This is a genomic window from Streptomyces sp. RLA012 (assembly GCF_056270325.1).
Genome location: NZ_JBWDPA010000002.1, coordinates 779,620 through 802,274 on the forward strand (window position 1 = coordinate 779,620; position 22,655 = coordinate 802,274).

23 protein-coding genes are annotated in these 22,655 nt (G+C 71.3%); 10 read left to right on the forward strand and 13 right to left on the reverse strand.

Translation table 11 applies throughout. From position 1 onward, the window contains the following. Positions 1–243: 243 nt before the first annotated feature. The 3 genes from RV986_RS04030 to RV986_RS04040 form a co-directional block, all read right to left on the reverse strand. Positions 244–954: a ribonuclease H family protein gene (locus RV986_RS04030; RefSeq protein WP_475916050.1), complete on the reverse strand. Its 711-nt coding sequence runs from the start codon at positions 952–954 to the stop codon at positions 244–246. Then, positions 935–1,990 (reverse strand): ArsR/SmtB family transcription factor, encoded by a 1,056-nt coding sequence (locus RV986_RS04035; protein WP_475916051.1) that lies wholly within the window; start codon positions 1,988–1,990, stop codon positions 935–937. Before RV986_RS04035 ends, RV986_RS04030 begins: the two co-directional genes overlap by 20 nt. Positions 1,991–2,169: 179 nt before the next feature. Further along, positions 2,170–2,967 (reverse strand): VOC family protein, encoded by a 798-nt coding sequence (locus tag RV986_RS04040; protein ID WP_475924175.1) that lies wholly within the window; start codon positions 2,965–2,967, stop codon positions 2,170–2,172. 167 nt (positions 2,968–3,134) lie between these two features. Between RV986_RS04040 and RV986_RS04045 the strand changes: the two genes are divergently transcribed. The 3 genes from RV986_RS04045 to RV986_RS04055 all read left to right on the forward strand — a co-directional run bounded on the left by RV986_RS04045 (position 3,135) and on the right by RV986_RS04055 (position 6,495). Continuing rightward, entirely contained in the window at positions 3,135–4,151 is a 1,017-nt protein-coding gene (locus tag RV986_RS04045; protein WP_475924176.1) for a zinc-binding alcohol dehydrogenase family protein, read from the forward strand. 64 nt (positions 4,152–4,215) lie between these two features. Next, the gene (locus tag RV986_RS04050) at positions 4,216–5,442 is read left to right on the forward strand and encodes a PP2C family protein-serine/threonine phosphatase (protein ID WP_475916052.1); all 1,227 of its coding nucleotides are present in this window, start codon (positions 4,216–4,218) and stop codon (positions 5,440–5,442) included. A gap of 96 nt (positions 5,443–5,538) precedes the next feature. Continuing rightward, positions 5,539–6,495, forward strand: a complete 957-nt coding sequence (locus tag RV986_RS04055) for an SGNH/GDSL hydrolase family protein (RefSeq protein ID WP_475916053.1) — start codon at positions 5,539–5,541, stop codon at positions 6,493–6,495. 6 nt (positions 6,496–6,501) lie between these two features. Here the strand turns inward: RV986_RS04055 and RV986_RS04060 are convergent, their stop codons facing one another. The 3 genes from RV986_RS04060 to RV986_RS04070 form a co-directional block, all read right to left on the reverse strand. Further along, a complete protein-coding gene (locus RV986_RS04060; RefSeq protein WP_475916054.1) occupies positions 6,502–6,876 on the reverse strand; it encodes a winged helix-turn-helix transcriptional regulator in 375 nt (124 codons plus the stop codon). A 146-nt stretch (positions 6,877–7,022) separates the two neighbouring features. Next, positions 7,023–8,552, reverse strand: coding sequence for an MFS transporter (locus RV986_RS04065; RefSeq protein WP_475916055.1), 1,530 nt, complete (start codon positions 8,550–8,552; stop codon positions 7,023–7,025). Between the two features lie 400 nt (positions 8,553–8,952). Then, positions 8,953–9,312, reverse strand: coding sequence for a nuclear transport factor 2 family protein (locus tag RV986_RS04070; protein ID WP_475916056.1), 360 nt, complete (start codon positions 9,310–9,312; stop codon positions 8,953–8,955). 150 nt (positions 9,313–9,462) lie between these two features. On the opposite strand from RV986_RS04070, the gene RV986_RS04075 reads away from it, so the two are divergent. Then, positions 9,463–10,470, forward strand: a complete 1,008-nt coding sequence (locus RV986_RS04075; protein WP_475916057.1) for a helix-turn-helix transcriptional regulator — start codon at positions 9,463–9,465, stop codon at positions 10,468–10,470. Between the two features lie 19 nt (positions 10,471–10,489). On the opposite strand, the gene RV986_RS04080 is transcribed toward RV986_RS04075, so the two are convergent. Then, positions 10,490–10,885, reverse strand: coding sequence for a nitroreductase/quinone reductase family protein (locus RV986_RS04080; protein WP_475916058.1), 396 nt, complete (start codon positions 10,883–10,885; stop codon positions 10,490–10,492). Positions 10,886–11,100: 215 nt separating this feature from the next. After that, complete coding sequence (locus RV986_RS04085) at positions 11,101–11,583, reverse strand: VOC family protein (RefSeq protein WP_475916059.1); 483 nt, start codon at positions 11,581–11,583, stop codon at positions 11,101–11,103. Positions 11,584–11,713: 130 nt separating this feature from the next. Here RV986_RS04085 and RV986_RS04090 point away from each other — a divergent pair, with 130 nt between their 5' ends. The 3 genes from RV986_RS04090 to RV986_RS04100 all read left to right on the forward strand — a co-directional run bounded on the left by RV986_RS04090 (position 11,714) and on the right by RV986_RS04100 (position 14,372). Further along, entirely contained in the window at positions 11,714–12,931 is a 1,218-nt protein-coding gene (locus tag RV986_RS04090) for an epoxide hydrolase family protein (RefSeq protein ID WP_475916060.1), read from the forward strand. A gap of 183 nt (positions 12,932–13,114) precedes the next feature. Next, positions 13,115–13,768, forward strand: coding sequence for an ATP-dependent Clp protease proteolytic subunit (locus RV986_RS04095; protein WP_475916061.1), 654 nt, complete (start codon positions 13,115–13,117; stop codon positions 13,766–13,768). Position 13,769: 1 nt separating this feature from the next. Next, positions 13,770–14,372: a ClpP family protease gene (locus tag RV986_RS04100; protein WP_475916062.1), complete on the forward strand. Its 603-nt coding sequence runs from the start codon at positions 13,770–13,772 to the stop codon at positions 14,370–14,372. Positions 14,373–14,414: 42 nt separating this feature from the next. Here the strand turns inward: RV986_RS04100 and RV986_RS04105 are convergent, their stop codons facing one another. Next, entirely contained in the window at positions 14,415–14,852 is a 438-nt protein-coding gene (locus RV986_RS04105; RefSeq protein ID WP_475916063.1) for a helix-turn-helix domain-containing protein, read from the reverse strand. Between the two features lie 146 nt (positions 14,853–14,998). Here RV986_RS04105 and RV986_RS04110 point away from each other — a divergent pair, with 146 nt between their 5' ends. The 3 genes from RV986_RS04110 (at position 14,999) to RV986_RS04120 (ending at position 17,241) form a co-directional block, all read left to right on the forward strand. Continuing rightward, on the forward strand, positions 14,999–15,778 hold the full coding sequence (locus tag RV986_RS04110; protein ID WP_475916064.1) for a class I SAM-dependent methyltransferase: 780 nt from the start codon (positions 14,999–15,001) through the stop codon (positions 15,776–15,778). Positions 15,779–16,009: 231 nt separating this feature from the next. Beyond that, on the forward strand, positions 16,010–16,237 hold the full coding sequence (locus RV986_RS04115; RefSeq protein WP_475916065.1) for a DUF5133 domain-containing protein: 228 nt from the start codon (positions 16,010–16,012) through the stop codon (positions 16,235–16,237). 113 nt (positions 16,238–16,350) lie between these two features. Continuing rightward, positions 16,351–17,241, forward strand: a complete 891-nt coding sequence (locus tag RV986_RS04120) for a SigB/SigF/SigG family RNA polymerase sigma factor (protein WP_475916066.1) — start codon at positions 16,351–16,353, stop codon at positions 17,239–17,241. A gap of 493 nt (positions 17,242–17,734) precedes the next feature. Here the strand turns inward: RV986_RS04120 and RV986_RS04125 are convergent, their stop codons facing one another. From RV986_RS04125 to RV986_RS04140, 4 genes are all read right to left on the reverse strand, one after another. Further along, positions 17,735–19,123 carry a diacylglycerol/lipid kinase family protein gene (locus tag RV986_RS04125; RefSeq protein ID WP_475916067.1) on the reverse strand — a complete coding sequence of 463 codons (1,389 nt, stop codon included), beginning with the start codon at positions 19,121–19,123 and terminating at the stop codon, positions 17,735–17,737. Positions 19,124–19,310: 187 nt separating this feature from the next. Next, complete coding sequence (locus RV986_RS04130; protein ID WP_475916068.1) at positions 19,311–19,754, reverse strand: response regulator; 444 nt, start codon at positions 19,752–19,754, stop codon at positions 19,311–19,313. Beyond that, complete coding sequence (locus RV986_RS04135; RefSeq protein WP_475916069.1) at positions 19,751–21,406, reverse strand: sensor histidine kinase; 1,656 nt, start codon at positions 21,404–21,406, stop codon at positions 19,751–19,753. The genes RV986_RS04130 and RV986_RS04135 overlap by 4 nt, the downstream gene beginning before the upstream one ends. Next, positions 21,403–22,641 carry a PP2C family protein-serine/threonine phosphatase gene (locus tag RV986_RS04140; RefSeq protein ID WP_475916070.1) on the reverse strand — a complete coding sequence of 413 codons (1,239 nt, stop codon included), beginning with the start codon at positions 22,639–22,641 and terminating at the stop codon, positions 21,403–21,405. Before RV986_RS04140 ends, RV986_RS04135 begins: the two co-directional genes overlap by 4 nt. Positions 22,642–22,655: the final 14 nt, after the last annotated feature.

Consider the following 22,655-nt stretch of genomic DNA (forward strand, 5'->3'; position numbering starts at 1 on the left):
AGGCCCCACGCCCCCCGGCCGACGCCGAAGATCCCACATCCTCCCCGACCCGCCTCTTCTTCGCACCACCGTCCGCACGCACTTCGGGGTCTGCCCGCCGGGCGTGCGGCGGGCAGACCCCGAAGGAGGACCGGAGTACCGAGGAAGGGCAGGAGTACCGAGGAAGGGCAGGAGTACCGAGGGAGGGCAGGAGTACCGAAGGAGGCCCGGAAGCGCGGAGTACCGAAGTACCGGGCGTTCGTCCTAGGCGTTGCTGGTCTCGGCCGTGCGGCACTCGGGGTGCCCCCAGCCCTGGTCGTTCTTGGCGATGGGCTCGCCCGCCGCGTAGGAACGGCCGCAGACGCAGCGGCCGGGGAACTTGGCCTTGATCGTGCGGGCCGACGTGCTCTGCCGGGGGGACTTGGCGGCGCCCTGGCGGGGCGTCTTCGTGGTGCCGCGGGAGGGGGTGTCGGGGGACGGCGGAGGCTCCGGGGAGCCGAGGTCGCTGCCCGCGGGCTTCTGCACGACGGCGGCCTGGCTGGCGGCGCGGTCGGCGAAGTCGTTGAGCCGGTCACCGTCGACCTGGTGGGCGGGGACGTAGCGGAACTCGACGGTACGGCCGTCGAGGAGTTCGTCGATACGGGCGACGAGTTCCTGGTTGGCGACGGGCTTGCCGGAGGCGGTCTTCCAGCCCTTGCGCTTCCAGCCGGGCAGCCAGGTCGTGACGGCCTTCATCGCGTACTGGGAGTCCATCCGGATCTCCAGCGGGACGTCCGGGGCGATCGCCGTCAACAGGCGTTCCAGAGCGGTCAGTTCGGCGACGTTGTTGGTCGCCGTGCCCAGCGGGCCGGCCTCCCAGCGGGTCGGGGTCTCCGCTCCGTCGGCGACGACCCACGCCCATCCGGCCGGTCCCGGGTTTCCCTTCGAAGCCCCGTCACAGGCGGCCACCACACGTTCAAGCATGTCCCCGATCATGCCACGGTCCGACGGTGGCTCCCCGCACGGGGCCCGGGGCGCTCGTCCGCATCCGTGGACCGGTGCCCAGCAGCCGCAGGCCCAGCGGTGTGGCCGTATGCAGGACGTACTTGCCGTCGCGACGGCTGGCGACGAGTCCCCCGTCGCGCAGCACACCGATCTGGTAGCTGGCGCTGGGCAGGGCGATCCCCACGGCCTCGGCCACCTCGGAGGTGGTGCGGGCGCTCCGTCCGGCGACCTCGGTCAGCACGGCGGCGCGGGTGCGGCCCAGCAGGCGTTCGACCCCGTCGTCGGTGCCGCCCGCGACGGTGAGCGGCGTTTTCGCCACCGGGTAGACGAGCACGGGATCGAGGCCGGGGTCCGCCAGCGCGGTCGGTCTGCGCCAGCAGAAGTAGGAGGGGACGAGGAGCAGGCCGCGGCCCTCCAGGTGCAGGTCGCGTTCGACGGGATAGTCCACTTCGAGCACCGGGGCGTTCCAGCGGGCCACCGGCCGCAGGCTCTCCAGCAGTGCCTGGGTGCCACCGTCGAGGAGGTACCGGGCGCGCAGCCCGACGTCGTTGCCGACCGTCGTGCGGATGTGCGGCCAGTGCGGTTCCAGCAGGCCGCGGAAGTAGATGCCCAGGGCGTTCGCGAGCGATTTGAGTGCGTCGCTGCCCGGTCTGCCGAGGGCGGAGGCCCAGTTCGGGACCGGCCGGGACTCCGCCAGCCGCGTCAGCTCGCGGACCAGTTGCCCGCGGGGGGTGCGCAGCAGCTGGTCGAGGCCGACGGACAGACCGCCGCCGGTGACCGGCGGGGTGAGGAAGTCCGGGATGTAGCCGGTCGAGGGGATCAGGGAGCGCAGGGGGCGCAGTGCGCGGGCCAGGGTCGAATCGCCGGAGAAGCGGTGCTGGGCCGAGCGGCGCCAGTGTCCGAATTCCAGCGGTCCCTGGCCTGTTTCCAAACGGCAGACGCTGCACATCAGTTCCCACAACGGATCGGGCTGCCTGGCCACGCGAATGTTCTGGAGATCGTTCGAGGTGAAGTGAATGCGGAGCATGCGGTCTCTTTCGCTCGCCATTCCTGTGGGGAGTTCGGCCGCTCGAACGTGCCGCAACCACAAGAGGGGACGACTACCGCATGCGCGTGGTTGCTCCAGGGGCAAAGGGCGCCTGACCGCCCGGAGGAATTCCGTCAATTCCTTCGGGCGGGCCGGCCCGCCGGAATTCCGCCGTCCGGTCAGGACACGTCGGTCGCCTTGGGCATCGTGCCTTCGGTCGTCTTGACGTCGATCACCGAGAACGCCGCGCCCTGCGGGTCACTGAGTGCGGCGAACCGGCCGAAGGGGCTGCTCATCGGTCCGAAGCGCAGGATCGCGCCCCGCCCGGTGGCCTTCGCGACCGCGGCGTCGCAGTCCTCGACGGTGAAGTAGACGTTGACGTACGGCGGGACTTCGGGCGGGAAATCGTCCGTCATCTTCATACGGCCCAGGACCGGGTCTCCGCCGAGGTCGTACAGCCGGAAGTCGATCGCGGCGTCGTCCAGCTGTTTCGCGTGGAATCCGAAGACGGCCGGGAAGAAGGCGTCCGACTTCTCGGGTTCACGGGTGAAGACCTCGGCCCAGCAGTACGCGCCGGGCACGGCCGTCGCCTCGAAGCCCTCGTGGACACCGGCCTGCCACACGCCGAACACCACACCGCTCGGGTCACGGGCGATCAGCATCGAACCGAAGTCCCCGACCTGCATCGGGTCCATCAGCACCTCGCCGCCCTGGGCCCGGATCTTCTCGGCGCTCGCGTCGGCGTCGGGGGACGCGAAGTACAGACACCAGGCGGACTGGCCCTCCTGGCCGGGCATCGGTGGGACGACGGCGGCCACCGCCTTGCCGTTCGCGTAGGCCTGTGTGTAGTTGCCGTACTCCGAGGACGCCTCGCCGAATGTCCAGCCGAGCACCTCACCGTAGAAACTCTTCGCCCCTTCGACATCGCTGAACATCGCGTCCGCCCAACAGGGCGTTCCCTCGGGCTGTACGGCCATGGCGTTCCACTCTTCCTGGGTCGGCGGGGTTCCGCGGGTCCGGTCCGTCCGTCCGGTTCCGTTTTTCACGCTAGCCAGGCTCCGCCCCGGCCGCGCGCCGAGCGGGTGCTCCGGACGACACTGGAGAGCGGGCCCGGGTGGTCGCCGACAGAACGGGGCACATGATGATGCACGCGTGGGAAGTGGTGCGGCCCGGGCCGATCGAGCAGGACCCGCTGCGCTTCGTCGAACGGCCCCTCCCGGTGCCACGGGCCGACGAGCTCCTCGTGCACGTCCGCGCCTGCGGGGTGTGCCGCACCGACCTGCATGTCGCCGAGGGCGACCTGCCGGTGCGCCGACCGCGGGTGACGCCCGGCCACGAGGTGGTCGGCGCGGTCGCGTCGACGGGCGGGGACGTACGCGGATTCACGGTCGGCGACCGGGTGGGCGTCGCCTGGCTGCGTCGTACGGACGGCACCTGCGGGTACTGCGTGCGCGGGGCCGAGAACCTCTGCCCGGCTTCGGAGTACACCGGCTGGGACGCCGACGGCGGCTACGCGGAGTACACGACCGTCCCGGCGGCCTTCGCCTACCGGCTGCCGGGCGACGTGGACGACATCGCGTCGGCACCCCTGCTGTGCGCGGGCATCATCGGCTACCGCGCGCTGCTGCGGGCCGCGCTGCCGCCGGGCGGACGCCTCGGGCTGTACGGGTTCGGCGGCAGCGCCCATCTGTGCGCGCAGCTCGCGCTCGCGCAGGGCGCCACCGTGCACGTACTGACGCGGGACCCGGCGGCGCGCCGGCTCGCGCTGGAACTCGGGGCCGCGTCCGCCCGGGGCGCCTACGACGAGCCGCCCGAGCCGCTGGACAGCGCGATCATGTTCGCGCCGGTCGGCGACCTGGTCCCGGTCGCGCTGCGGGCGCTCGACCGGGGCGGGGTCCTGTCGGTCGCCGGGATCCATCTGAGCGACATCCCGTCGCTGCGCTACGAGCGCGAGCTGTTCTACGAGAAGGAGCTGCGCAGCGTCACCTCCAACACACGCGAGGACGGGCGGGCCTTCCTGGCGCTGGCGGCCCGGCACGGCGTACGCGCCACGACGCACACCTACCCGCTGTCCGAGGCGCAGCGCGCCCTGCGAGATCTCAAGGCCGGCCGCTTCGACGGGGCGGCCGTACTGGTGAACGACCTTCCGCCGCGGACCTGAGCATGCGCGCCCGGTGCGCGCGTGCGTGGATGGATCCAGACGCGTATGCGGCGGTGGAGGTGCCATGGCGGGCCGAGGCGGTGAGGACGCTGCGGGTGCGGGGGCGCCCTTCGCCGCCTTGGAGGACGCCGTCGAGGCGATCGGCACCACCCTGGACGAGCGGACCACCTGCGAGGAGCTCGCGGAGTTCGTGTGCCGACATTTCTGCGACGCCGTGGCGGTGGATGTGCTACCCACCGACATCTCGGCCGCGCACCACACGCGCGAGCCGGACCTGACCCGGATCGCCACCGGCGGCCGGATCGAGCTGCTCACCGCCTGGAGCGCGCACGGCACGCGCCCGCTGTCCGTCCAGGCACTCGACGAGGGGCATCCGATCACGGCGTCGCTCGATCTGTCCGGCACGGTCACCCGGCAGGTGATGACCGTGCCGCTGCTCGCGCACGGGCGGCTGTACGGGGTGCTGCTGGCCGTCCGGCACGGGTCGGTCTTCTCCGACCGGGACACCGCCGTCACGCACTACGCGACCCGGCTCGCGGCCGTCCACCTCCGCCACTCGCGGCAGCACAACGCCATCCGCAGCACGGTGCTCTCCCTCCAGCGGGCGCTGCTGGCCGAGCCGGGCCGCCCGCATCCCAACCTCGACCTGGCCACCCGCTATCTGCCCTCCGGCGGCAGCGTCCTGGTGGGCGGGGACTGGTTCGAGACCGTGCGGCTGCACTTCGGACGCACCCTGCTGGTGGTGGGCGACGTCATGGGACACGGTCTGGACGCCGCGGTGGACATGAACGCGTACCGCTCGATGCTGCGCTATGTCGCCTCGACGGATCTGCCACCGCACCGGGTGCTGCGCCGCCTCGACGCCGCCGTCGCCGAGGACGGCTCCCGGCGCCCGGCGACCTGTCTGCTCGTCCAGGTCGACCCGACCCGCGGCACGGCCAAACTCGCCAGCGCCGGGCACCTGCCGCCGGCCGTGTTCGCCGGGGACGGCAGCGGGGAGTTGCTGCACCTGCCGGTCGGTCCGCCGCTGGGTACCGGCGTGGGCGGCTACGAGGCGGCCACCCGCGCGCTCGCCCCCGAGGACACCCTGGTGATGTTCACCGACGGTCTGGTGGAGCGGCGCGAGGAGGACATCGATGTCTCGCTCGCCCGGCTGGCCGGGCTGCGCATGCCTCCCGGCGCGGGCGTCGACGAGGTCCTCGACGAGGTTCTCGCCCGGCTCGACGCCCAGCACGCGCAGGACGACGTGGCGGTCATGGCCGCCCGTGCCCGCCGACGCCACCGGGAATGAGGCACGACGACGCCGTGGCCGACGTACCTCTTCCGCCTTCCGCCGGGCTGTGCTTGCCTGGGGAGCCCTTTCGGCGGGCGGGGCAGGAGTCGCTTCATGCGGAAGCCGTGGATCGTGGCGGCACTGTTGGCCGGACTGCTGCTCGGCGGGTGCGGGGATCCGGCGTCCGGGCCCGAGGCTTCGCCTCCCGCTGCGGCGTTGCCCTCGGTGTCGCCGTCCCCGACGTCGACGACCCAGCCGCGGCCCGCCGGTTCACTCACGGCGCCGGCCACGGAGAGCGCTCCGAGCACGGAGAAGGGGAGCGCGCAGGCGAAGGCTCCCACCGTTCTCTACCTCGGGGACTCGCTCGCGACGGAGAACCAGCAGGTGCTCGGGCAGTCACTGCGGGACCAGGTCGACGCCCGGTACACGAGCGCCCCGTACTCGGGCACGACCCTCTGCGACTATCTGGAGGGAACCGGGGAGCGGTCGCTCGTCCCACCCGCCGACAAGGCGGCCGCGCTGGTGCGCTCGCTGCGGCCGGACTTCGTGGTGCTGCAGTTCTGGGGCAACGCGTGGGGCTACACATGGTGCATGGACGGCATCACGTACGCCAAGGAGCCGACCACCTACTTCAAGCGGTACCAGGCGGACATGAAGCGGCTGACCGAGCAGATCGCGGACGCGGGCGGCGCGCGACGACCCAGGATCGTCTGGGTGTTGCAGGGCCCCGACCCGATGACCCCCGACCGGGTCCGGACCGTGAACGGGCTCTACGAGGCACGGGCCCGAGCCTCGCACGATCTGCTCGCCGACGCCGGGAGGACGGTGAGCCCGGCATCGGCCCGCTACACCTGGGCGCAGTTCCTGCCGTGCACCGCGTACGAGCACGATCATCCGTCGTACTGCACCGAGCCGGGCCGCGACCGCACCGCCCTGCACCGCGACGACGACTATCTGCACTTCTGTCTCGCGGCCACCACGCCCACGCCCAGGCCCTGTCCGGTCCGCTCCCCCGGCATCGTCCGCATCACGCGTGAGATCACCCGGGTGATCGCCGACCACGTCCGCTGAGGCACCTCAGGACTGCCCGGCCAGGGTCTCCTCGCGGCGCCTGTCGGGATGCGGTGGCAGATGCTCCTCGGCCCAGACCGCCAGGGCGGCGAGGGGGATGAGGAAGGCGTTGCCGTGCGGGGTGAGGGCGTAGTCGGAGCGCAGCGGCGGGCCGTGGTGGACGGTCCGGGTGATGAGTCCGGCGACGGCCAGTTCGTGCAGCCGGTCGGCGAGCATACGGTCGCTGATGCCGGGCACCCGCTCGCGCACCCCGCCGAAACCGGTGGGGCCTTTGGCCAGTGCGGCGAGGACCAGGCCGTTCCAGCGTTTGCCGAGCAGGGCGAAGGCGCGGGTCAGGGCGGGGATCGTCGGCGGCGGTCCAGGGTACTGACGGTCCGTCATAGTGGGCTCCAGCGGCGCGGGGACCGTGCGCGCCCGCGGTGCCCCGCGGCTGGTGGCCGTGGGGCGGGCGGGTACGGGGCGGGCGGAAACGGGGCGGGCGGACACGGTCTCCGCGCCGGTTCGTCGTGGTGATGCCGTGGTGGGGGTCAGCCCATGTGGACCGGGGCGGCGCCTTCGGTGTGCTGCTGCTTGCCGGCGTTGACGGCGAACGCGGTGACGAGCAGGCCGGCCAGGAACATGGCCGCGGCGGCGGCGAAGGCCATCGTGTAGCCGTGGGTCAGCGCATCCCCCGCCTTCGCCACCAGGGCGAAGTCCTTGGTGGCCAGGCCCCGGTAGAGGGAACCGGCCGCCTCGGGCAGCTTGTCGTCGGCCGCGGAGGTGGAGATCGTCGACAGGACGGCGAGGCCGAGCGCGCCGCCGATCTGCTGGGCGGTGTTCAGCAGCGCCGAGGCGACACCGGTGTCCTGGTGGGAGACGGCGCTGACCGCGCCGAGCGTCATCGGGACGAAGCTCATGCCCAGGCCCAGGGCGGTCACGAACATCGCCGGCATCAGGTGCGCGGCATAGGAGGAGTCGGGCTCCAGGGTGGCGAACCAGAGCATGCCCGCGGCCGCGACCAGCAGCCCCGGTCCGGCGATCAGCCGCGGCGCGAGCCGCGCGACCAGCTTGGAGCTGACGCCCGCGGCCATCGCCATGCCGAAGCTGAACGGCAGGTAGGCGAAGCCGGTCTTGACGGGGCTGTAGCCGAGGATCAGCTGCATGTAGAGGGTCAGGAAGTAGAAGGTGGCGAACATGCCCGCGCCGATGCACAGCATGGTGGCGTAACTGCCCGACCGGGTGCGGTCCTTGAAGAGGCGCAGCGGCATCATCGGGTCGGCGGTGCGGGCCTGCAGGAACAGGAAGGCGGCCAGCAGTACGGCCGCGGCGGCGAAGGAGACGAGCGTCAGGCCGTTCGTCCAGCCGTGCTCGCCGCCCCGGGTGATGCCGTAGACCAGGGCGATCAGACCGCCGGTGCCGGTGATCGCGCCGGGCACGTCGAGGCGGCCGGGGTGGCGTTCCGCCTCGACCAGGGTGCGGGTGCCCGCCAGGACGGCCAGGCCTATCGGGATGTTGACGAAGAACACCCAGCGCCAGTCCAGGACGTCGGTGAGCGTGCCGCCCAGCAGCAGTCCGACCGTGGCGCCGACGCCGCCCATCGCCGCGTACACACCCATCGCGGTGTTGCGCGACTTGCCGACCGGGAACGTGGTGGTGATCAGGGCCAGCGCGCTGGGCGCGGCGAGCGCGGCGCCGACGCCCTGCAGGATGCGCGCGCCGATCAACAGCCCCTCGTTCGGGGCCAGTCCGCCCAGCAGGGACGCGAGCGTGAAGACGGCGATGCCCACCTGGAACATCTTCCGCCGCCCGAACAGGTCACCCGCCCTGCCGCCCAGCAGGAGCAGCCCGCCGAAGGCCAGCGCGTAGGAGTTGACGATCCACGCGAGGTTCGCGTCGGTCACCCCCAGGTCGGTCTGGATGGCGGGCAGCGCGATATTGGTGATCGTGGCGTCCAGGACGACCATCAACTGGGCCGCGGCGATCACGAAAAGGGCCAGGCCGAGATGTCGGCCTCGGGGCGCGGAGCCGGAGGTGTCCGGTCCCGCGGGGGCGACAGCGGTCATGTTCTCAGCAGACATGAATCAAGTACTCCAGGGAGTGGGCAGGAAACATTGCCCCCCCGATCACGAAACAGGCATGCGAAGCCGGTGTCGCAATCGGGGAGAAAGCAAGAGTGAACGGAGTCTGATGAAACGGAACACTCGCTGTGCAATCCGAGGCCGGGGTGCCGATACGGCACACGATCCGGACTCGGGACGAGGCTCCACCATAGCAGTCCCGAACCGCCGTTCGTAAAGCGCGCATCGGATTGCCTATTTGGTCGGTCTCACGCTTGACGAACCTTGGTGAAGTGTGGGCACTCGACACTGCGGGGGCCTCGGGATTTCATTTGCTTTTCCCGACGAAGTGTGGGCACAACAAAAGTCCGACGGGGTCGTGCCCACACCTTTCCGGAAAATGCAAATCACTGTTCCGGGGTCAGCCGGCGGCCTGGAACGGGGCCCGGTCGAAGACCAGGCGGACATAGGTGATCCGGCCGTCCTCCACCGTGAAGTGTTCGGCGGAGTGCGAACTCCGCACGGCCGACGTCTCGGTGTCGCACAGGAGCAGTGCGGACCCGTCGTCGCCGAAGGCGGCCTTCAGCGTCGTACTCGTGGCCATGCGCATGAAGTTCGCCAGGAATGCGCGGTAGGCCTCGGCGCCCTCGATACGGCCTGCCGGGGCGTCGCAGACAATGTCGTCGGCGATACGGCTCATGGCCTTGTCGAGGTCGTTCCCGGTCCACGCGTGGTGATATTCGAGAGCGGTCTGCAGCGCGACGCCGTTGGTTTCGGTCATGGCGGTTCCCTTTCGTGTGTCCCCGCGCCGCGGACAGAGCGCGGGCGGTGCGGCGCGCGGTCCTCGCGCGCTTTTCCCCGGTGGGTGCGTCACACAGTTTCGTCGCGATACATGACACCTCCCGTCATGTATTACAGGCATCCTGGGAGCATGAGATCCGATCGGCTGCTCTCGATCCTGCTGCTCCTGCAGACCCATGGACGGGTGCCCGCGAGCGAACTCGCCGAGCGCCTGGAGGTGTCCGTCCGCACGATCTTCCGTGACGTGGAGGCGCTGTCGACGGCCGGAGTGCCCGTCTACGCGGAGCGCGGGCGCACCGGCGGCATCGCCCTCCTGCCCGGCTACCGCACCGATGTCACGGGGCTGACCGCCGACGAGGCCAAGGCCCTGTTCGTGCTGTTCACCGACCGCGCCCATGCCGACCTGGGCCTCGGGCCCGCCATCGGCTCGGCGCTGCGCAAGGTCATGGCCGCGCTGCCGGAGCCGCACCGCGAGGCGGCCGACCTGGTCAGCCGGCGCGTCCTGGTCGACCCGGTCCGCTGGCGCAGCGGTCCGCCCAGGTCCGCCCCGCATCTGGGGGTCCTTCAGGACTCCGTGTTCACGGACCGCCGGCTGCGGCTGCGCTACCGGCACGGCCACGACGACCGCGTACGGTCCTACACCCTCGACCCCTACGGCCTCGTCGACAAGGCGGGTGTCTGGTATCTGGTGGCCGACCATCGCGGGCAGCCCCGGCTCTTCCGGGTGGAGCGCGTCCTCGCGGCAACGGTCGCCGACGAGCCCGTGCAACGGCGCAAGGGAGTGGAGCTGGCCGAGGTGTGGGACGTCCTGCGTCGGCAGGTCGACCAGGTCCCCGCCGAGGTGCGGGTCGTGGTGCGCGTCCGGCACACCTCCCTTGCCAGGTTCCTGCGCGTCCACCAGGCGGATCTGGCCGCCCCGCAGAGCACCGACGCCCTGGACGCTCCCGACGGCACACCGGAACACACGGAGCTGGAGGTGTGCTTCCGTTCCCTGGGCGCCGCACAGCAGTTGCTCGCCTTCGGCGCCGAGGCCGAGGTGGTCTCACCGGCGGAGGTACGCGAGAACCTGGCGCGGGTCGCGGGAGAGATCGCCGCCCTCTACGCGACCGGGCGGCACGGGGAGGGTCTCGGTCCATGAGTCCCTCCCGCGCACGGCCTCAGTCCGTGAGATCCACCCGTACCGTCATCAGACCGGCGCCCAGCGCACGCACCGCGACGCTGTTGAACCGCGGCAGACTCCTCAGCCGCGCGCGGGCGTCGTCCTCGGGCATCGGATGGGCGATGCCCGCGTGCCATCGCCCCCGGACGCGGACCCGGACCCTTGGATCGGCCTGGATGTTGCGCACGTACTGCGACCGCTCGCCGTACTCGCTGACGAACCAGAACTCCCGCCCCACCAGGCGCCCGCCGACCGGTGTCCGGCGCGGCAGCCCCGAGGTGCGCCCCGTGGTCTCCAGCAGGGTCTGGATCGGCAGCCGCTTGAGGACCGGATTGCCGATCCGGCGCTGCAACGGCGTGACCCAGCGGTACTTCAGGTCGGGGCGAGAGGACATACGACGGTCTCCTGTTCGGTGCCGGTCACCATTCTGCGCGCCCTGCGACCGTCTCACGACCGCCGGCCGAGTTCCGTTCCGACCAGGCGGTGGAGGTGGCCGCCTGCGTCCTCCTCGCCCCGCAGTGGTGCGTGCGCGGCGTCGCACGGCGGCCGGCTCGCCCGAACCCGCCGGCCCCCTCCGCGAAGGGGCGGGCCGGCCGCCGTGCCGGCCCGTCACTCGCCCGCGTACGCCCTCTCCAGAACCGCGATGTCCAGCTTGGACATCTGGAACATCGCCTGCACCGTCCGGGCCGCCTTCTCCGGGTCCGGGTCACCGATCAGGTCGATGATCCTGCTCGGGACGATCTGCCAGGACAGGCCGAACCTGTCCTTGAGCCAGCCGCAGGCGCTCGCCTCGCCACCGTCGTCGATGAGCTTGTTCCAGTAGTGGTCCACCTCCTCCTGGTCGTCGCAGTGGATCTGGAACGAGATGGCCTCGTCGAACGTGAACTGCGGGCCCCCGTTCAGCGCGACGAACTTCTGTCCGTTGGCCACGAACTCGGCGGTCAGCACGGAGCCGGCCGGGCCGGGCCCGGCCTCCGTGTGGCGGCCGATCCGGCCGAGCCGGGAGTTCTTGAAGATCGAGACGTAGTAGTGCGCGGCCTCCTCGGCCTGGTCGTCGAACCACAGACACGTGGTGAATCCATCGGCGGGCATACGTACCTCCTCGGGCGGGAAACGTCGTCACCACTGTCGACTGGTCCTCGTCCGAAAACTCATCGGCGACGCGCTGAGCGCCTTGAATACCCAGGCCCGCTCCACCACCCCGGGGATAGCATCCGCGGACATGACTTCCTCGCGTTCAGCTGCCCCACGCACCGAGCCGTCCCCTGTCGAACCGTTCCGTATCGACTTCCCGCAGAGCGACCTCGACGATCTCCATCAGCGGCTCGACCGCACCCGCTGGCCCGACGAACTGCCAGGGGTCGGCTGGGCCTACGGCGTACCTCGGGAGTACCTGCGGGAACTCGTACGGTATTGGCGGCACGACTACGACTGGCAGGCGGCGCAGGCGCGGCTGAACGAGTGGCCGCAGTTCACGACGGAGATCGACGGCGCGCGGGTGCACTTCGCGCACATCCGGTCCCCGGAGCCGGACGCGACCCCGCTGATCATCACACACGGCTGGCCCGGCTCGATCGTCGAATTCACCGATGTCGTCGGCCCGTTGACCGACCCGCGGGCGCACGGCGGTGATCCGGCCGACGCGTTCCATCTCGTCGTGCCGAGCATCCCCGGGTTCGGGCTCTCCGGGCCGACCCGGGACACCGGCTGGGAGTTCCAGCGGGTGGCCGCCGCGTTCGCCGAGCTGATGACGCGTCTCGGGTACGAGCGGTTCGGCGCCCAGGGCGGCGACTGGGGCGGGGCCATCTCCCGTGACCTGGGGCGGGCCTTCCCCGAGCGACTCATCGGCGTCCATCTGAACCTGCTGCCCGGCTCGTCCGCGGTCACCGAGCCGACCGCCGAGGAACTGGCCGCGCTGAGCCCCGAGGAGCGCGAGCGCACGCTGTTGTCCTGGCGGCGGGGCCAGGAATGGCGCCGTGAGGAGGCCGGATACGCCGAGCTCCAGGCCACTCGTCCGCAGACCCTCGCCTACGCGCTCACGGACTCCCCGGTCGGTCAACTCGCCTGGATCGTCGAGAAGTTCCAGGCGTGGACGGATGCGAAGGACCGGCCCGAGGAAACCGTCGACCGGGACCTGATGCTGACCAACGTGATGCTGTACTGGCTGACCGGTACGGCCGGGTCCTCGGCCCGTGTCTACTACGAGCGGGCGCACGCCGACTACTGGGGCACACCGCCCGAGCCGTCGACCGCGCCGACCGCGCTGGCCGTCTTCCCGCACGAGCCCCTCGTAGCGCTGCGGCACATCGCGGACCGCACGAACACCATCGTGCGGTGGACGGAGTTCGACCGGGGCGGGCACTTCGCGGCGGCCGAGCAGCCCGAGCTGCTGGTCGAGGACGTACGGGCCTTCTTCCGGTCGTTGCGCGCCGAGGGCTAGCCCCGCCCGACCGGCTGCCGCGGCCGGCGAGGACGGCTTCCGTCTCCGGTGGCCGCGGCAGCCCTCGTGTCCTCCTCTGCCCGTAGCGAATCTGCCGCGGGCCGAGAAAACCGGTCCGGGAGGGCTTTCGGTCCGAGAGTGGAGATCGCGGCGACCACGGCCGCGCCACCAAAGGGAGGACCGATGACTCCACTCATCACCGGCTGGGCCCCCGCCCACGCACCGCGGGCCGAGGAGGGCGACACCCCGGCGACCCGCTTCGACGACCATCTGGCCGCGCAACTGCTCGCGCAGCGGATCGTCCTGCTCGGCACCCAGGTCGACGAGGTCTCCGCGAACCGGGTCTGCGCCCAGTTGCTCGTACTGTCGGCGGAGGACCCGCGCACCGACATCAGCCTGTACATCAACAGCCCGGGCGGATCGGTGACCGCGGGCCTCGCGATCTACGACACGATGCGGCTGATCCCCAACGACGTCTCGACGCTCGCCATGGGATTCGCCGCGAGCATGGGGCAGTTCCTGCTCAGCGTCGGTACGCACGGCAAGCGTTACGCGCTGCCGAACGCGCGGATCATGATGCACCAGCCGTCGGCCGGCATCGGCGGCACCACCGCGGACATCGAGATCCAGGCGCGGAACCTGGAGTTCACGAAGAAGGCCATCGAGCGGATCACCGCGGAGCACACCGGCCAGAGCGAGGAGACGATCTCCCGGGACGGCGACCGGGACCGCTGGTTCACGGCCGGACAGGCCAAGGAGTACGGCATGGTGGACCGGGTCGTGGAGTCGCTCGACGACGTCCGCCCGGCCGCGTCACGGCGACGGATGGGGCTCTGACATGGGTACGTACACGATTCCGAACGTCGTCGAGCGGACCCCGCAGGGCGAACGGTCCTACGACGTCTTCAGCCGGCTGCTGTCCGAGCGGATCATCTTCCTCGGCACCGAGATCGACGACGGGGTCGCCAACGTCGTCATCGCGCAACTCCTCCATCTGGAGTCGTCGGGCCCCGAGAACGAGCTCGCGATCTACATCAACTCGCCCGGTGGCTCCTTCACCTCGCTCATGGCGATCTACGACACGATGACGTTCGTGCAGGCGCCGATCTCGACGTTCTGCGTCGGACAGGCCGCCTCGACGGCGGCCGTGCTGCTGGCCGGGGGCGACCCCGGACGACGGTTCGTGCTGGAGCACGCGCGTGTGCTGCTCGGTCAGCCCGCGAGCGGAGGCCGGCAGGGCACGGTCTCGGACCTCACCCTGCAGGCCAAGGAGATGCTCCGTATCCGCTCCCAGGTCGAGGAGGTGCTCTCCCGGCACACGCACCACGACGTGGCGACACTGCGCGCGGACATGGACCGCGACAAGGTGCTCACGGCCCAGGAGGCCGTGGCGTACGGGCTCGCGGACGAGGTGCTGAGCCGACGGCTCGCGAGGGTCTGACAGCGGGCTCGCGCCGCACCGCCGCGAGCCGGTCGTCCCGGATCAGGCGGCGAGACACATGCCGTCGTAGCGCGGGGCCGAGGGGGTGCGGCGGCGGTCCGGGCGCGGCTGGGCGAGGCGGGTGAGCTCGTCCTGGGCCAGCGAGAGCAGGTCGGTGAGACCGAGGCCGAGGGCGCGCGCGGCGGCCGCGAGGACTTCGGACGAAGCCTCCTTGCGGCCGCGCTCCAGCTCCGAGAGATACGGCATCGAGATCCGGGCCGCGTCGGCCACGTCCTTGAGCGTGCGCTCCTGGGCCAGCCGCTCGCGCCGCAGGACATCGCCCACGAGGTCGCGCCACAACGGCTCCTTGCCCCGGGCCGTCGTAGGTGCCTGCGGTGGGGGAACCCGGGCCGGCGTGCTCGCCGGCCCGGTGGCCGGGCGGAGAGGGATGACGCGGGCTTCGTTCGGCGCTCGGCCGCTCTTCGGCGCTTGGTTGCTCACCCTCCCAGCCTAGGAGCGCCGAGCCGCACGGGAAGAGAGCGGCATTCCGCCCTCGGTGGAATCGACGGAATCGGCGGAATCAAATGAATCGAGGGAATCGAGCGGCGTCGTTACGCTGGGTGTCCGAGCGAGAGAGGTGCGCGACGGTGCTGCGGGACACGTTCAACGAGGCGGCGGAGCTGTACGACCGGGCTCGCCCCCGGTATCCCCCCGCCCTGGTGGACGAGTTGATCCGGCGGGTCGGCCTCGGACCGGACAGCCGCGTCCTGGAGATCGGCCCGGGCACCGGCCAACTCACCGTCCCGATCGCGGAGTCGGGTTGTCGGCTGACGGCCGTGGAGCTGGGCCCCGCACTCGCGGCGGTGGCCCGGCGCCATCTGCGGGCGTTCCCTGACGCCCATGTCGAAGTGGCCGACTTCGAACAGTGGGCGCTGCCGTCCGAGCCCTTCGACCTCGTGGTGTGCGCGACCTCGTTCCACTGGCTCGACCCCGCGGTGCGGGTGGCGAAAGTGCCGGCCGCACTCGGCCCGGACGGGGTCCTCGCGCTGGTCACCACGCACCACGTCGAGGGCGGCAGTGTCGACTTCTTCGTACGGGTCCAGGAGTGCTACGAGCGCTGGGACCCGGCCACTCCCCCGGGACTGCGACCGCTCCCCGAGGCCGGAATCGCCACCGACACCGGCGAGTTGGAGGAGTGGGGGCGGGTCGAGGCGTACCGCTTCCCGCAGGAGATCAGCTACTCCACGCAGGAGTACGTCGATCTGCTGCTGACCTATTCAGGACATCGCGCGCTGAACGCCCCTGCCCGCCAAGGTCTGCTGCGGTGCATCCGGGACCTGATCGAGACTCGCCACGCAGGGCGGGTCACCAAGCGCTTCCTGCACGAACTGCTCCTGGTGCGGCCGGCATCGGCGCACTCCGCATGACGCCTGCCCGGACTGCGAAGGCGCGATGTCGGCCATGTACACGAGCATCGGCACCCCGCCCGGAATCCGCCACCGTTTTTCCGGCGCATCGGACCGGCGTCGCCAACTGCCCCGCGTTTCCCGGGACCGCCGCACGACATCGGCATGAGTACATCGCCAAGGACCGGGTAGCCGGGGTCGGGAACGGTCACCGACATCATCGACGACTCGGCCCACCCACCGGAGGACACCGTGCTGATGGCCCACCCCGCGATTCTGCGCGATCTCGTCGAGCGGTACGTCATCCTGCGCACACTCCACGCCGAACGCGGCCGTACGGAAGTCCGGCGCCGTATGGACGACATGGCCTACACACTCTGCGTCTCGACCGGTACGAGCGATGTGGACGCGGCACTCATCGCGGCCCGCCACCGGCTGCCCGGGGCTCGGACGACCGACGACTCCCTGCTCACAACCTGACCGGCGCGCCGACCTGTTGCACGGAAGAACGGACACATGACTTCCCGTGTCCGGGGTAGGCGCGGAAGCACGATGCTTGAAGGGGCGGGACAGTGAGTTTCGTGGGAGAGGTAATGGAGACCACCGTGAGCCGGTCGAAGGTCACTCAGCAGTCGACCAGGACCAGGACTGGTGAGGCGCCACTGCCGAACGTCCAGGACCCACGCGCCGTGGCTCCTCGTGACGCGCGGGAGTTGTCCCGTCAGTTCTTCCGGCGTCTGACGGAACTCGAAGAAGGCACGCAGGAGTACCAGTACGCGCGCAACACCCTGATCGAGATGAACATGTCGCTGGTCCGCTTCGCGGCGGGCCGCTTCCGCCACCGGGGCGACGAACTGGAGGACATCGCCCAGGTCGGGATGATCGGTCTGATCAAAGCGATCGACAGGTTCGAGATATCGCGCGAGGTCGAGTTCACCTCCTTCGCGCTGCCGTACATCGTCGGCGAGATCAAGCGGTTCTTCCGTGACACGACCTGGGCCGTGCATGTGCCGCGCAGGCTCCAGGAGCTGCGCGTGGAGCTGGCCAAGGCACGGGAGGAGCTCGCCAGTCGCCTCGACCGGGAGCCGGCCGTGGCCGAACTGGCCACGCTGATGAACCTGTCCGAGAACCAGGTGATCGAGGCCCAGATCGCCGCCAACGGCTACAACTCCTCCTCCCTGGACGCCGCGCTCACCGGAGACGGCGGCCAGGACGGCGAGGCGGTCCTCGCCGACTTCATCGGGGTGGAGGACGACGGGATGCGGCTCGTCGAGGACTTCCACACGCTCGCTCCCCTGGTGTCGGAGCTCAGTGAACGCGACCGGCAGATCATCCACCTGAGGTTCGTGGAGGAAGCCACGCAGGCCGAGATCGGTGAGCGTCTGGGCTGCTCGCAGATGCATGTCTCCCGGCTGATCAAGCGGATCATCGAGCAGTTGCGCCGCGGCATGCTCAGCGATGTGAACCGGGTCGAGCGGGCCTGAGGTCCGTCCCGCCCGCCCGCGGCCCTGAGGCCGGTGGGGCCGCCCCGGAGATCCGGGACGGCCCCACCGGCCTTTCTGCCTCGGCGCGCCCCACCGGCCTGTCTGTCTCGGCGCGCCCCACCGGCTTTTCTGTCTCGGCGCGCCCCACCACTTTCTCCGGTTCAGGCTCGCACCGGCCCTCCTGTTTCAGCGCGCCCCACCGGCCTTTCCTTTTCAGCGCGCACCGGCCTTCCTGCTTCAGCGCGCCCCCACCTGCCTTTCCGTCCCAGCGCGCAACGGCCTTCCTCCTTCAGCGCGCCGCAACCGACCTCTGCGTCTCGCCGCGCCCCGCAACCGCCCTGCCTGTTCCAGCGCGCCGCAACCGGCGTTTCCGGCTTCGGCGCACCGCAACCGGCCTTCCGGCGGCTGCCGCACCGCACGACCCGCGGCGCGGCAGCCGCCGGTCACCGGTCGCGTCGGCCGAGCTCTCGGCGCGGCCACCGGTCGGTCGGGCTCAGCGCAGCCACTGGTCCTTCTCCGCGGGCCGGTACAGCGTCACGGCCCGGGTCCGCTTGTCGAGCACCAACCGCGGCGCCGCGACCCGGGTCACTTCGCCGTCGTAGGAGAACTGCGGGTCGCCCTGCAGCACTTCGAGCCGGAGGCTGCGCACCTGCGCCGTGGTGAGGACCCGGCTGTTGTGCAGGGTGCCGGTCAGTACGGCCAGCAGCAGCCGGGTCCTGGCCAGCGGAGTGCCGGCGTCGACCGCGCGGACGTCGAGCAGTCCGTCGTCCAGCTGGGTCCGGTACGTGGGCGCGAATCCGGCCGGGTGGTAGATGCCGTTGCCCGCGAAGAGGAGCCACAGCCGCTTGGGGCGGCCGTTCACCGAGACGTTCAGGGGGCTGCCCTTGGCGAGGACCTTGGCCAGACCGACCACGAGCGCGGGCCACTTCCCGATCCGGTTCTCCAGCTTCTCCCGGGCGCCGACCAGCTCCGAGTAGACGCCGAGGCTGAAGGTGTTGAGGAACACCTGCTCCGGTCCGCCCGGTGCGCGGGCCCGCCCGAGGTCCGCGACGACCGCGTCGCCCGCCTGCACGGCCCGTACGACATCCGCGAGGGACTGGTTTCCCAGGTCCACGGCGAAGTGGTTGAAGGTGCCGCCGGGGAACACCGCGAGCGGCAGACCGAGCCGGGCGGCGATCTCCGTCGCGGCGTTGATCGTCCCGTCACCCCCGCAGGCGCCGAGGGCACCGCCCTGCTCCTTCGCCCGCAGGGCCGCCCGCTCCAGGAGTTCGCCCAGATCCTGCCCCTCCTGAGGCACCGTGATCTCGGCCTTGGGCAGCGCGCCGCGCAGATACTCACTCGCGTCGGGGGCGTCGGCGCTCCACGAGAGGCCGGAAGACGGGTTGACCACGATGTGCAGTCCGGCGCCCCCGGGCAGGGCGGGCGCGGGGCGACGCGGTGGTGCGGCCGCGGCGGCCGCCTCCGGCTTGACCGGCCACCAGCGGGCGGTCAGCCCGGCGGCGCCGACCCCGATGGCCACGCCCACGGCCACATCGCCCGGACGACGCTCCCCGGCGCGCGTACGGGCCACGGTCAGCGCGGCTGCGCCGGGTACCGCGAACAGGCCGTACCGGGGTGCTTCGAGCAGGACGCCCGCGGCGAAGGCGGCGGCCGACGCGACCCGTCCGGCCCCGTTCGGCGCCCGTGTCCTGTATGCCGCCGGGTGTCGCAGGACGCGGGTCACGGCCGAGGCGATGGCGACGGTGCCGACGCCCCGCAGCGCGGCACGGCGCGCGGTCCGGTTACCGGCCGCGCCGAGGGCCGCGGCCGCGCCGGCCCACAGCAGACCGCCCACGACGGTCCGCCGCCCGCCGGACGGTCCTGCCCACCCGAAGGCCGCCACGCCCGGCGGACTCCCCGCCGTCCCGCCGCCTGTTCGTCGTCCTGTTCGTCGTCCTGTCCCGCGCCTTCTCATGAGAGGCCCGCCCTCGCGTCTCGACAACAGATCTCCTGGTCGGCAAGGTCGTGCCGCCTCAGTCCCTGTTCCCCGACTTCGCGCAATCATGGACGTCCCGGCCCTGGGCGGGCGGTCAGGAGCTCTTCGGCAGCTTCACCACGGTCACGAAGAAGTCGTCGATCTGGCGGACCGCGGCGATGAACTTGTGGAAGTCGACCGGCTTGGTCACATATGCGTTGGCGTGCAGCTTGTAACTGCGCAGGATGTCCTCCTCGGCGGAGGAGGTGGTGAGGACGACGACGGGGATGTGTGCCAGTTCCTCGTCCGACTTGATCCGCTCCAGTACCTGACGCCCGTCGTACTTGGGCAGGTTGAGGTCGAGCAGGATCAGGTCGGGCCGCGGTGCCCCGGTGTGCTGGTTGGTGCGGTAGAGGAAGTCGAGGGCCTCCTCGCCGTCCCGTACGACGTGCAGCTTGTTGCGGATCTTGTTGTCCTCGAACGCCTCGCGGGTCATCAGCTCGTCGCCGGGGTCGTCCTCGACGAGCAGGACCTGGATGGGTTCGACGGGGGTGGTCACCTACGTGCTCCTTCGGGTGGACGCGCCGACTCCTCGGCTCCGAGGCCGGGTTCCGGTCGCGCCATGGGGAGGGTGAAGGATACGCGCGTGCCCTCACCGGCGGTGCCGTCCAGGGTGATGGCACCGCCGAGATGCTCGACGATCTTGCGGCACACGGCCAGGCCGATCCCCGTGCCCTCGTACTCGTCGCGGCCGTGCAGCCGCTGGAAGATGACGAAGACCTTCTCCCGGAACTCGGGTTCGATCCCTATGCCGTTGTCCCTCACGCACACGCGCCACTGCCCCTCGTCCGGCTCCGCCTCGCAGCGGACGACGATCTCCGGCGACCGCTCGGCGTGGCGGAACTTCACGGCGTTGCCGATCAGGTTCTGCCAGAGCATGGTCAGGGTGGTGGCGTCGCCCGTCACGGTGGGCAGCGGTCCCTCGCGCACGACGCGGGCCCCGGTCTCCTCCAGGACCACGCTGAGGTTCGCGAGGGCCCGGTCCAGTGCGTCGTCGAGCGCGACCGGGGTCTGTTCCTGGCCCACGCGGCCGACGCGGGAGAAGGTCAGCAGGTCGTTGATGAGGATCTGCATGCGTTTGGCGCCGTCGACGGCGAAGTCGATGTACTGCTTGGCCCGGTCGTCCAGTTGGTCGCCGTAGCGTTTCTCCAGCAGCTGGCAGAACGACGCGACCTTGCGCAGGGGTTCCTGCAGATCGTGCGAGGCGACGTAGGCGAACTGCTCCAGCTCCGCGTTGGAGCGCTTCAGCTCCAGGGTCTGGGCGTCGAGTTCCTCGGCCTGCCGCTCCAGGAGGACCTCACGGGCCTTGGAGGCGGAGAGCTCCTCGACGATGCGGCGGCGCATCTCCTCGACGGCCCGGGCCACCGCCTCCAGGTCGCGCGGCCCGCCGAGCCGGATCCGGCGCTCGAACGCGCCGCCGCTGACGTCCACCGAGGCCGCTTCGAGGACCCGCAGCGGGCGCCCCACGATCCGGCGCAGCAGCAGGGCCAGCGCGCCACCGCTCGCCAGGAAGACCGCGAGCATGCCGAGGAAGAGGAGATCGCGGGAGCGACGGCTGTCGTCGGCCGAGGCGCGAGTCCGGTCGCGCAGCCGCTGGATGTCCTTCTCCAGCGTGCCGAGCAGGGTCCGGACCCGGTCGAACCTGGTCTTGCTCGCGTCCAGCGCGGGCGGCGTGCCGCTGCCGGGCGTGCGCGCCGACTCGATCAGCGGGCGGGCGTACTCGCGGCGCCAGGCGTCGGAAGCGCTGTGGACCGCCCGCAGGTCCGCCGCGATCCGGACGTCGCCGGCGAGTTCCGCGAGCAGCCGGGCGTGCAGCGTGCTCTCCTCCCGCACTCCGGACTCGTACGGCTCCAGGAAGCTGGGATCCTTGCTCAGCACGTAACCGCGTACGCCCGTCTCCTGGTCCACCAGCGAGGTCTCCAGCTGGTAGGCGGTGGAGCGCGCGGGCTGGATGCGGTCGGTGAGCAGGTCGGTGCGGTCGTCGGCACGGGCCTGCAGCATGCCGCCGGACACGGCGAAGACGATCACCAGCAGCACGTTGGCGGCCAGCACCACATGGATCCAGCCCTGCACGGTCAGCCGGGCGACACGCCTGGGCTTCCCGTCCTCGGTGTCGCCGGAGGGGCCCGGGGCCCTGGTGGCACGGGTCATGACATGCCGTCCATCGCCAGGTGCAGGACGGCCACGTCGTCGGCGAGGCCGCCGTGGGCGGCGGTCAGCGCGGCCACGTCCTCGACCAGGGCGTCGACGAACGGCCGTCCGCGCAGGGCCAGGTGCCCCCGCGCGAGCGCGAGCAGTCCCTCCTCCCCGAGCCGCCGGTCCGGGGCCACGACACCCTCGAAGAGTCCGTCGGTGAACAGCGTCACGGCGCCGATGTCGTGCGCGGGCAGCTCGGTCTCCGGCCAGCGGGCCCGGCCCGAGAGCAGCCCGAGCGCGGGTCCGGGGGGCGGCTCGAACAGTTCGATGCCCTGCGGGGTGCGGACGAGCAGTCCCGGATGTCCGGCGCGGATCACGCTCATGCGGCCGCGGTCCTTGGCCATCCGCAGGATGGTGAGGGTGGCGAAGATGTAGTCCTCGGCGCGTTCGGCTTCCAGGATCTCCTCCAGGAGCCGGACCTGCTGTGTACCGACGCATCCGGAGAGCACGGCGGCCCGCCAGGCCACCCTCAGACAGACACCGAGAGCGGCCTCCGCGGGTCCGTGGCCGGAGACGTCGCCGATCACCGCGTGCACGGTGCCGTCCCCGCCCTCGACGACGTCGAAGAAGTCGCCGCCCAGCAGGGCGTGGTCCCGTCCCGGGCTGTAGCGCGAGGCCACCTGACATCCCCCACCCCGCAGCAGGGGTCTCGGGAGCAGCCCGCGCTCCAGGCGTGCGTTCTCCCGGGCCAGCAGCCTGCTCGCCTGGAGTTCCGCGTTCGAGCGCTCCACCTGTTTGCGCTGGAGGGCGTACCGGACCGTCCGGCTGAGCGCCTCCGCGTCCAGGCCGTCCTTGGAGAGGAAGTCCTGTGCCCCCTCGGCGACCGCGGCGAGCCCCGCCTCGTTCTCGGCGACTCCGGTGAGCACCACGACGGCGGCGTCGGGCGAGGCCTCCCGTACCAGCCGGACCGCGCCCAGTCCGTGGGTGTCGGGCAGATGCAGGTCCAGCAGGACGCAGACGGCGTGCGTCGAGGCCCGCAGGAACACCCGTGCCTCGGCGAGGGACTTGCACCAGGTGACGGCCATCGGAAGCCCGCTGTCGGTGAGCACTTCCCGCACCAGCAGCGCGTCTCCGGCGTCGTCCTCGACCAGCAGCAGTACCGCGGTGGCGTCCAGGCCCCAGCGGGGATCGGAGCTCCCCTGCCGGGGCACCGCAGCGAGCTCGTCGGTCACCGGCAGGCGGCCCGCCACGTCCGCGCGCCTTG

Coding starts and splice junctions, on each gene's coding strand:
- RV986_RS04030 (WP_475916050.1), bottom strand. CDS start 954: ATGATCGGGGACATGCTTGAACGTGTGGTGGCCGCCTGTGACGGGGCT.
- RV986_RS04035 (WP_475916051.1), bottom strand. CDS start 1,990: ATGCTCCGCATTCACTTCACCTCGAACGATCTCCAGAACATTCGCGTG.
- RV986_RS04040 (WP_475924175.1), bottom strand. CDS start 2,967: ATGGCCGTACAGCCCGAGGGAACGCCCTGTTGGGCGGACGCGATGTTC.
- RV986_RS04045 (WP_475924176.1), top strand. CDS start 3,135: ATGCACGCGTGGGAAGTGGTGCGGCCCGGGCCGATCGAGCAGGACCCG.
- RV986_RS04050 (WP_475916052.1), top strand. CDS start 4,216: ATGGCGGGCCGAGGCGGTGAGGACGCTGCGGGTGCGGGGGCGCCCTTC.
- RV986_RS04055 (WP_475916053.1), top strand. CDS start 5,539: ATGCGGAAGCCGTGGATCGTGGCGGCACTGTTGGCCGGACTGCTGCTC.
- RV986_RS04060 (WP_475916054.1), bottom strand. CDS start 6,876: ATGACGGACCGTCAGTACCCTGGACCGCCGCCGACGATCCCCGCCCTG.
- RV986_RS04065 (WP_475916055.1), bottom strand. CDS start 8,552: ATGTCTGCTGAGAACATGACCGCTGTCGCCCCCGCGGGACCGGACACC.
- RV986_RS04070 (WP_475916056.1), bottom strand. CDS start 9,312: ATGACCGAAACCAACGGCGTCGCGCTGCAGACCGCTCTCGAATATCAC.
- RV986_RS04075 (WP_475916057.1), top strand. CDS start 9,463: ATGAGATCCGATCGGCTGCTCTCGATCCTGCTGCTCCTGCAGACCCAT.
- RV986_RS04080 (WP_475916058.1), bottom strand. CDS start 10,885: ATGTCCTCTCGCCCCGACCTGAAGTACCGCTGGGTCACGCCGTTGCAG.
- RV986_RS04085 (WP_475916059.1), bottom strand. CDS start 11,583: ATGCCCGCCGATGGATTCACCACGTGTCTGTGGTTCGACGACCAGGCC.
- RV986_RS04090 (WP_475916060.1), top strand. CDS start 11,714: ATGACTTCCTCGCGTTCAGCTGCCCCACGCACCGAGCCGTCCCCTGTC.
- RV986_RS04095 (WP_475916061.1), top strand. CDS start 13,115: ATGACTCCACTCATCACCGGCTGGGCCCCCGCCCACGCACCGCGGGCC.
- RV986_RS04100 (WP_475916062.1), top strand. CDS start 13,770: ATGGGTACGTACACGATTCCGAACGTCGTCGAGCGGACCCCGCAGGGC.
- RV986_RS04120 (WP_475916066.1), top strand. CDS start 16,351: ATGGAGACCACCGTGAGCCGGTCGAAGGTCACTCAGCAGTCGACCAGG.
- RV986_RS04135 (WP_475916069.1), bottom strand. CDS start 21,406: ATGACCCGTGCCACCAGGGCCCCGGGCCCCTCCGGCGACACCGAGGAC.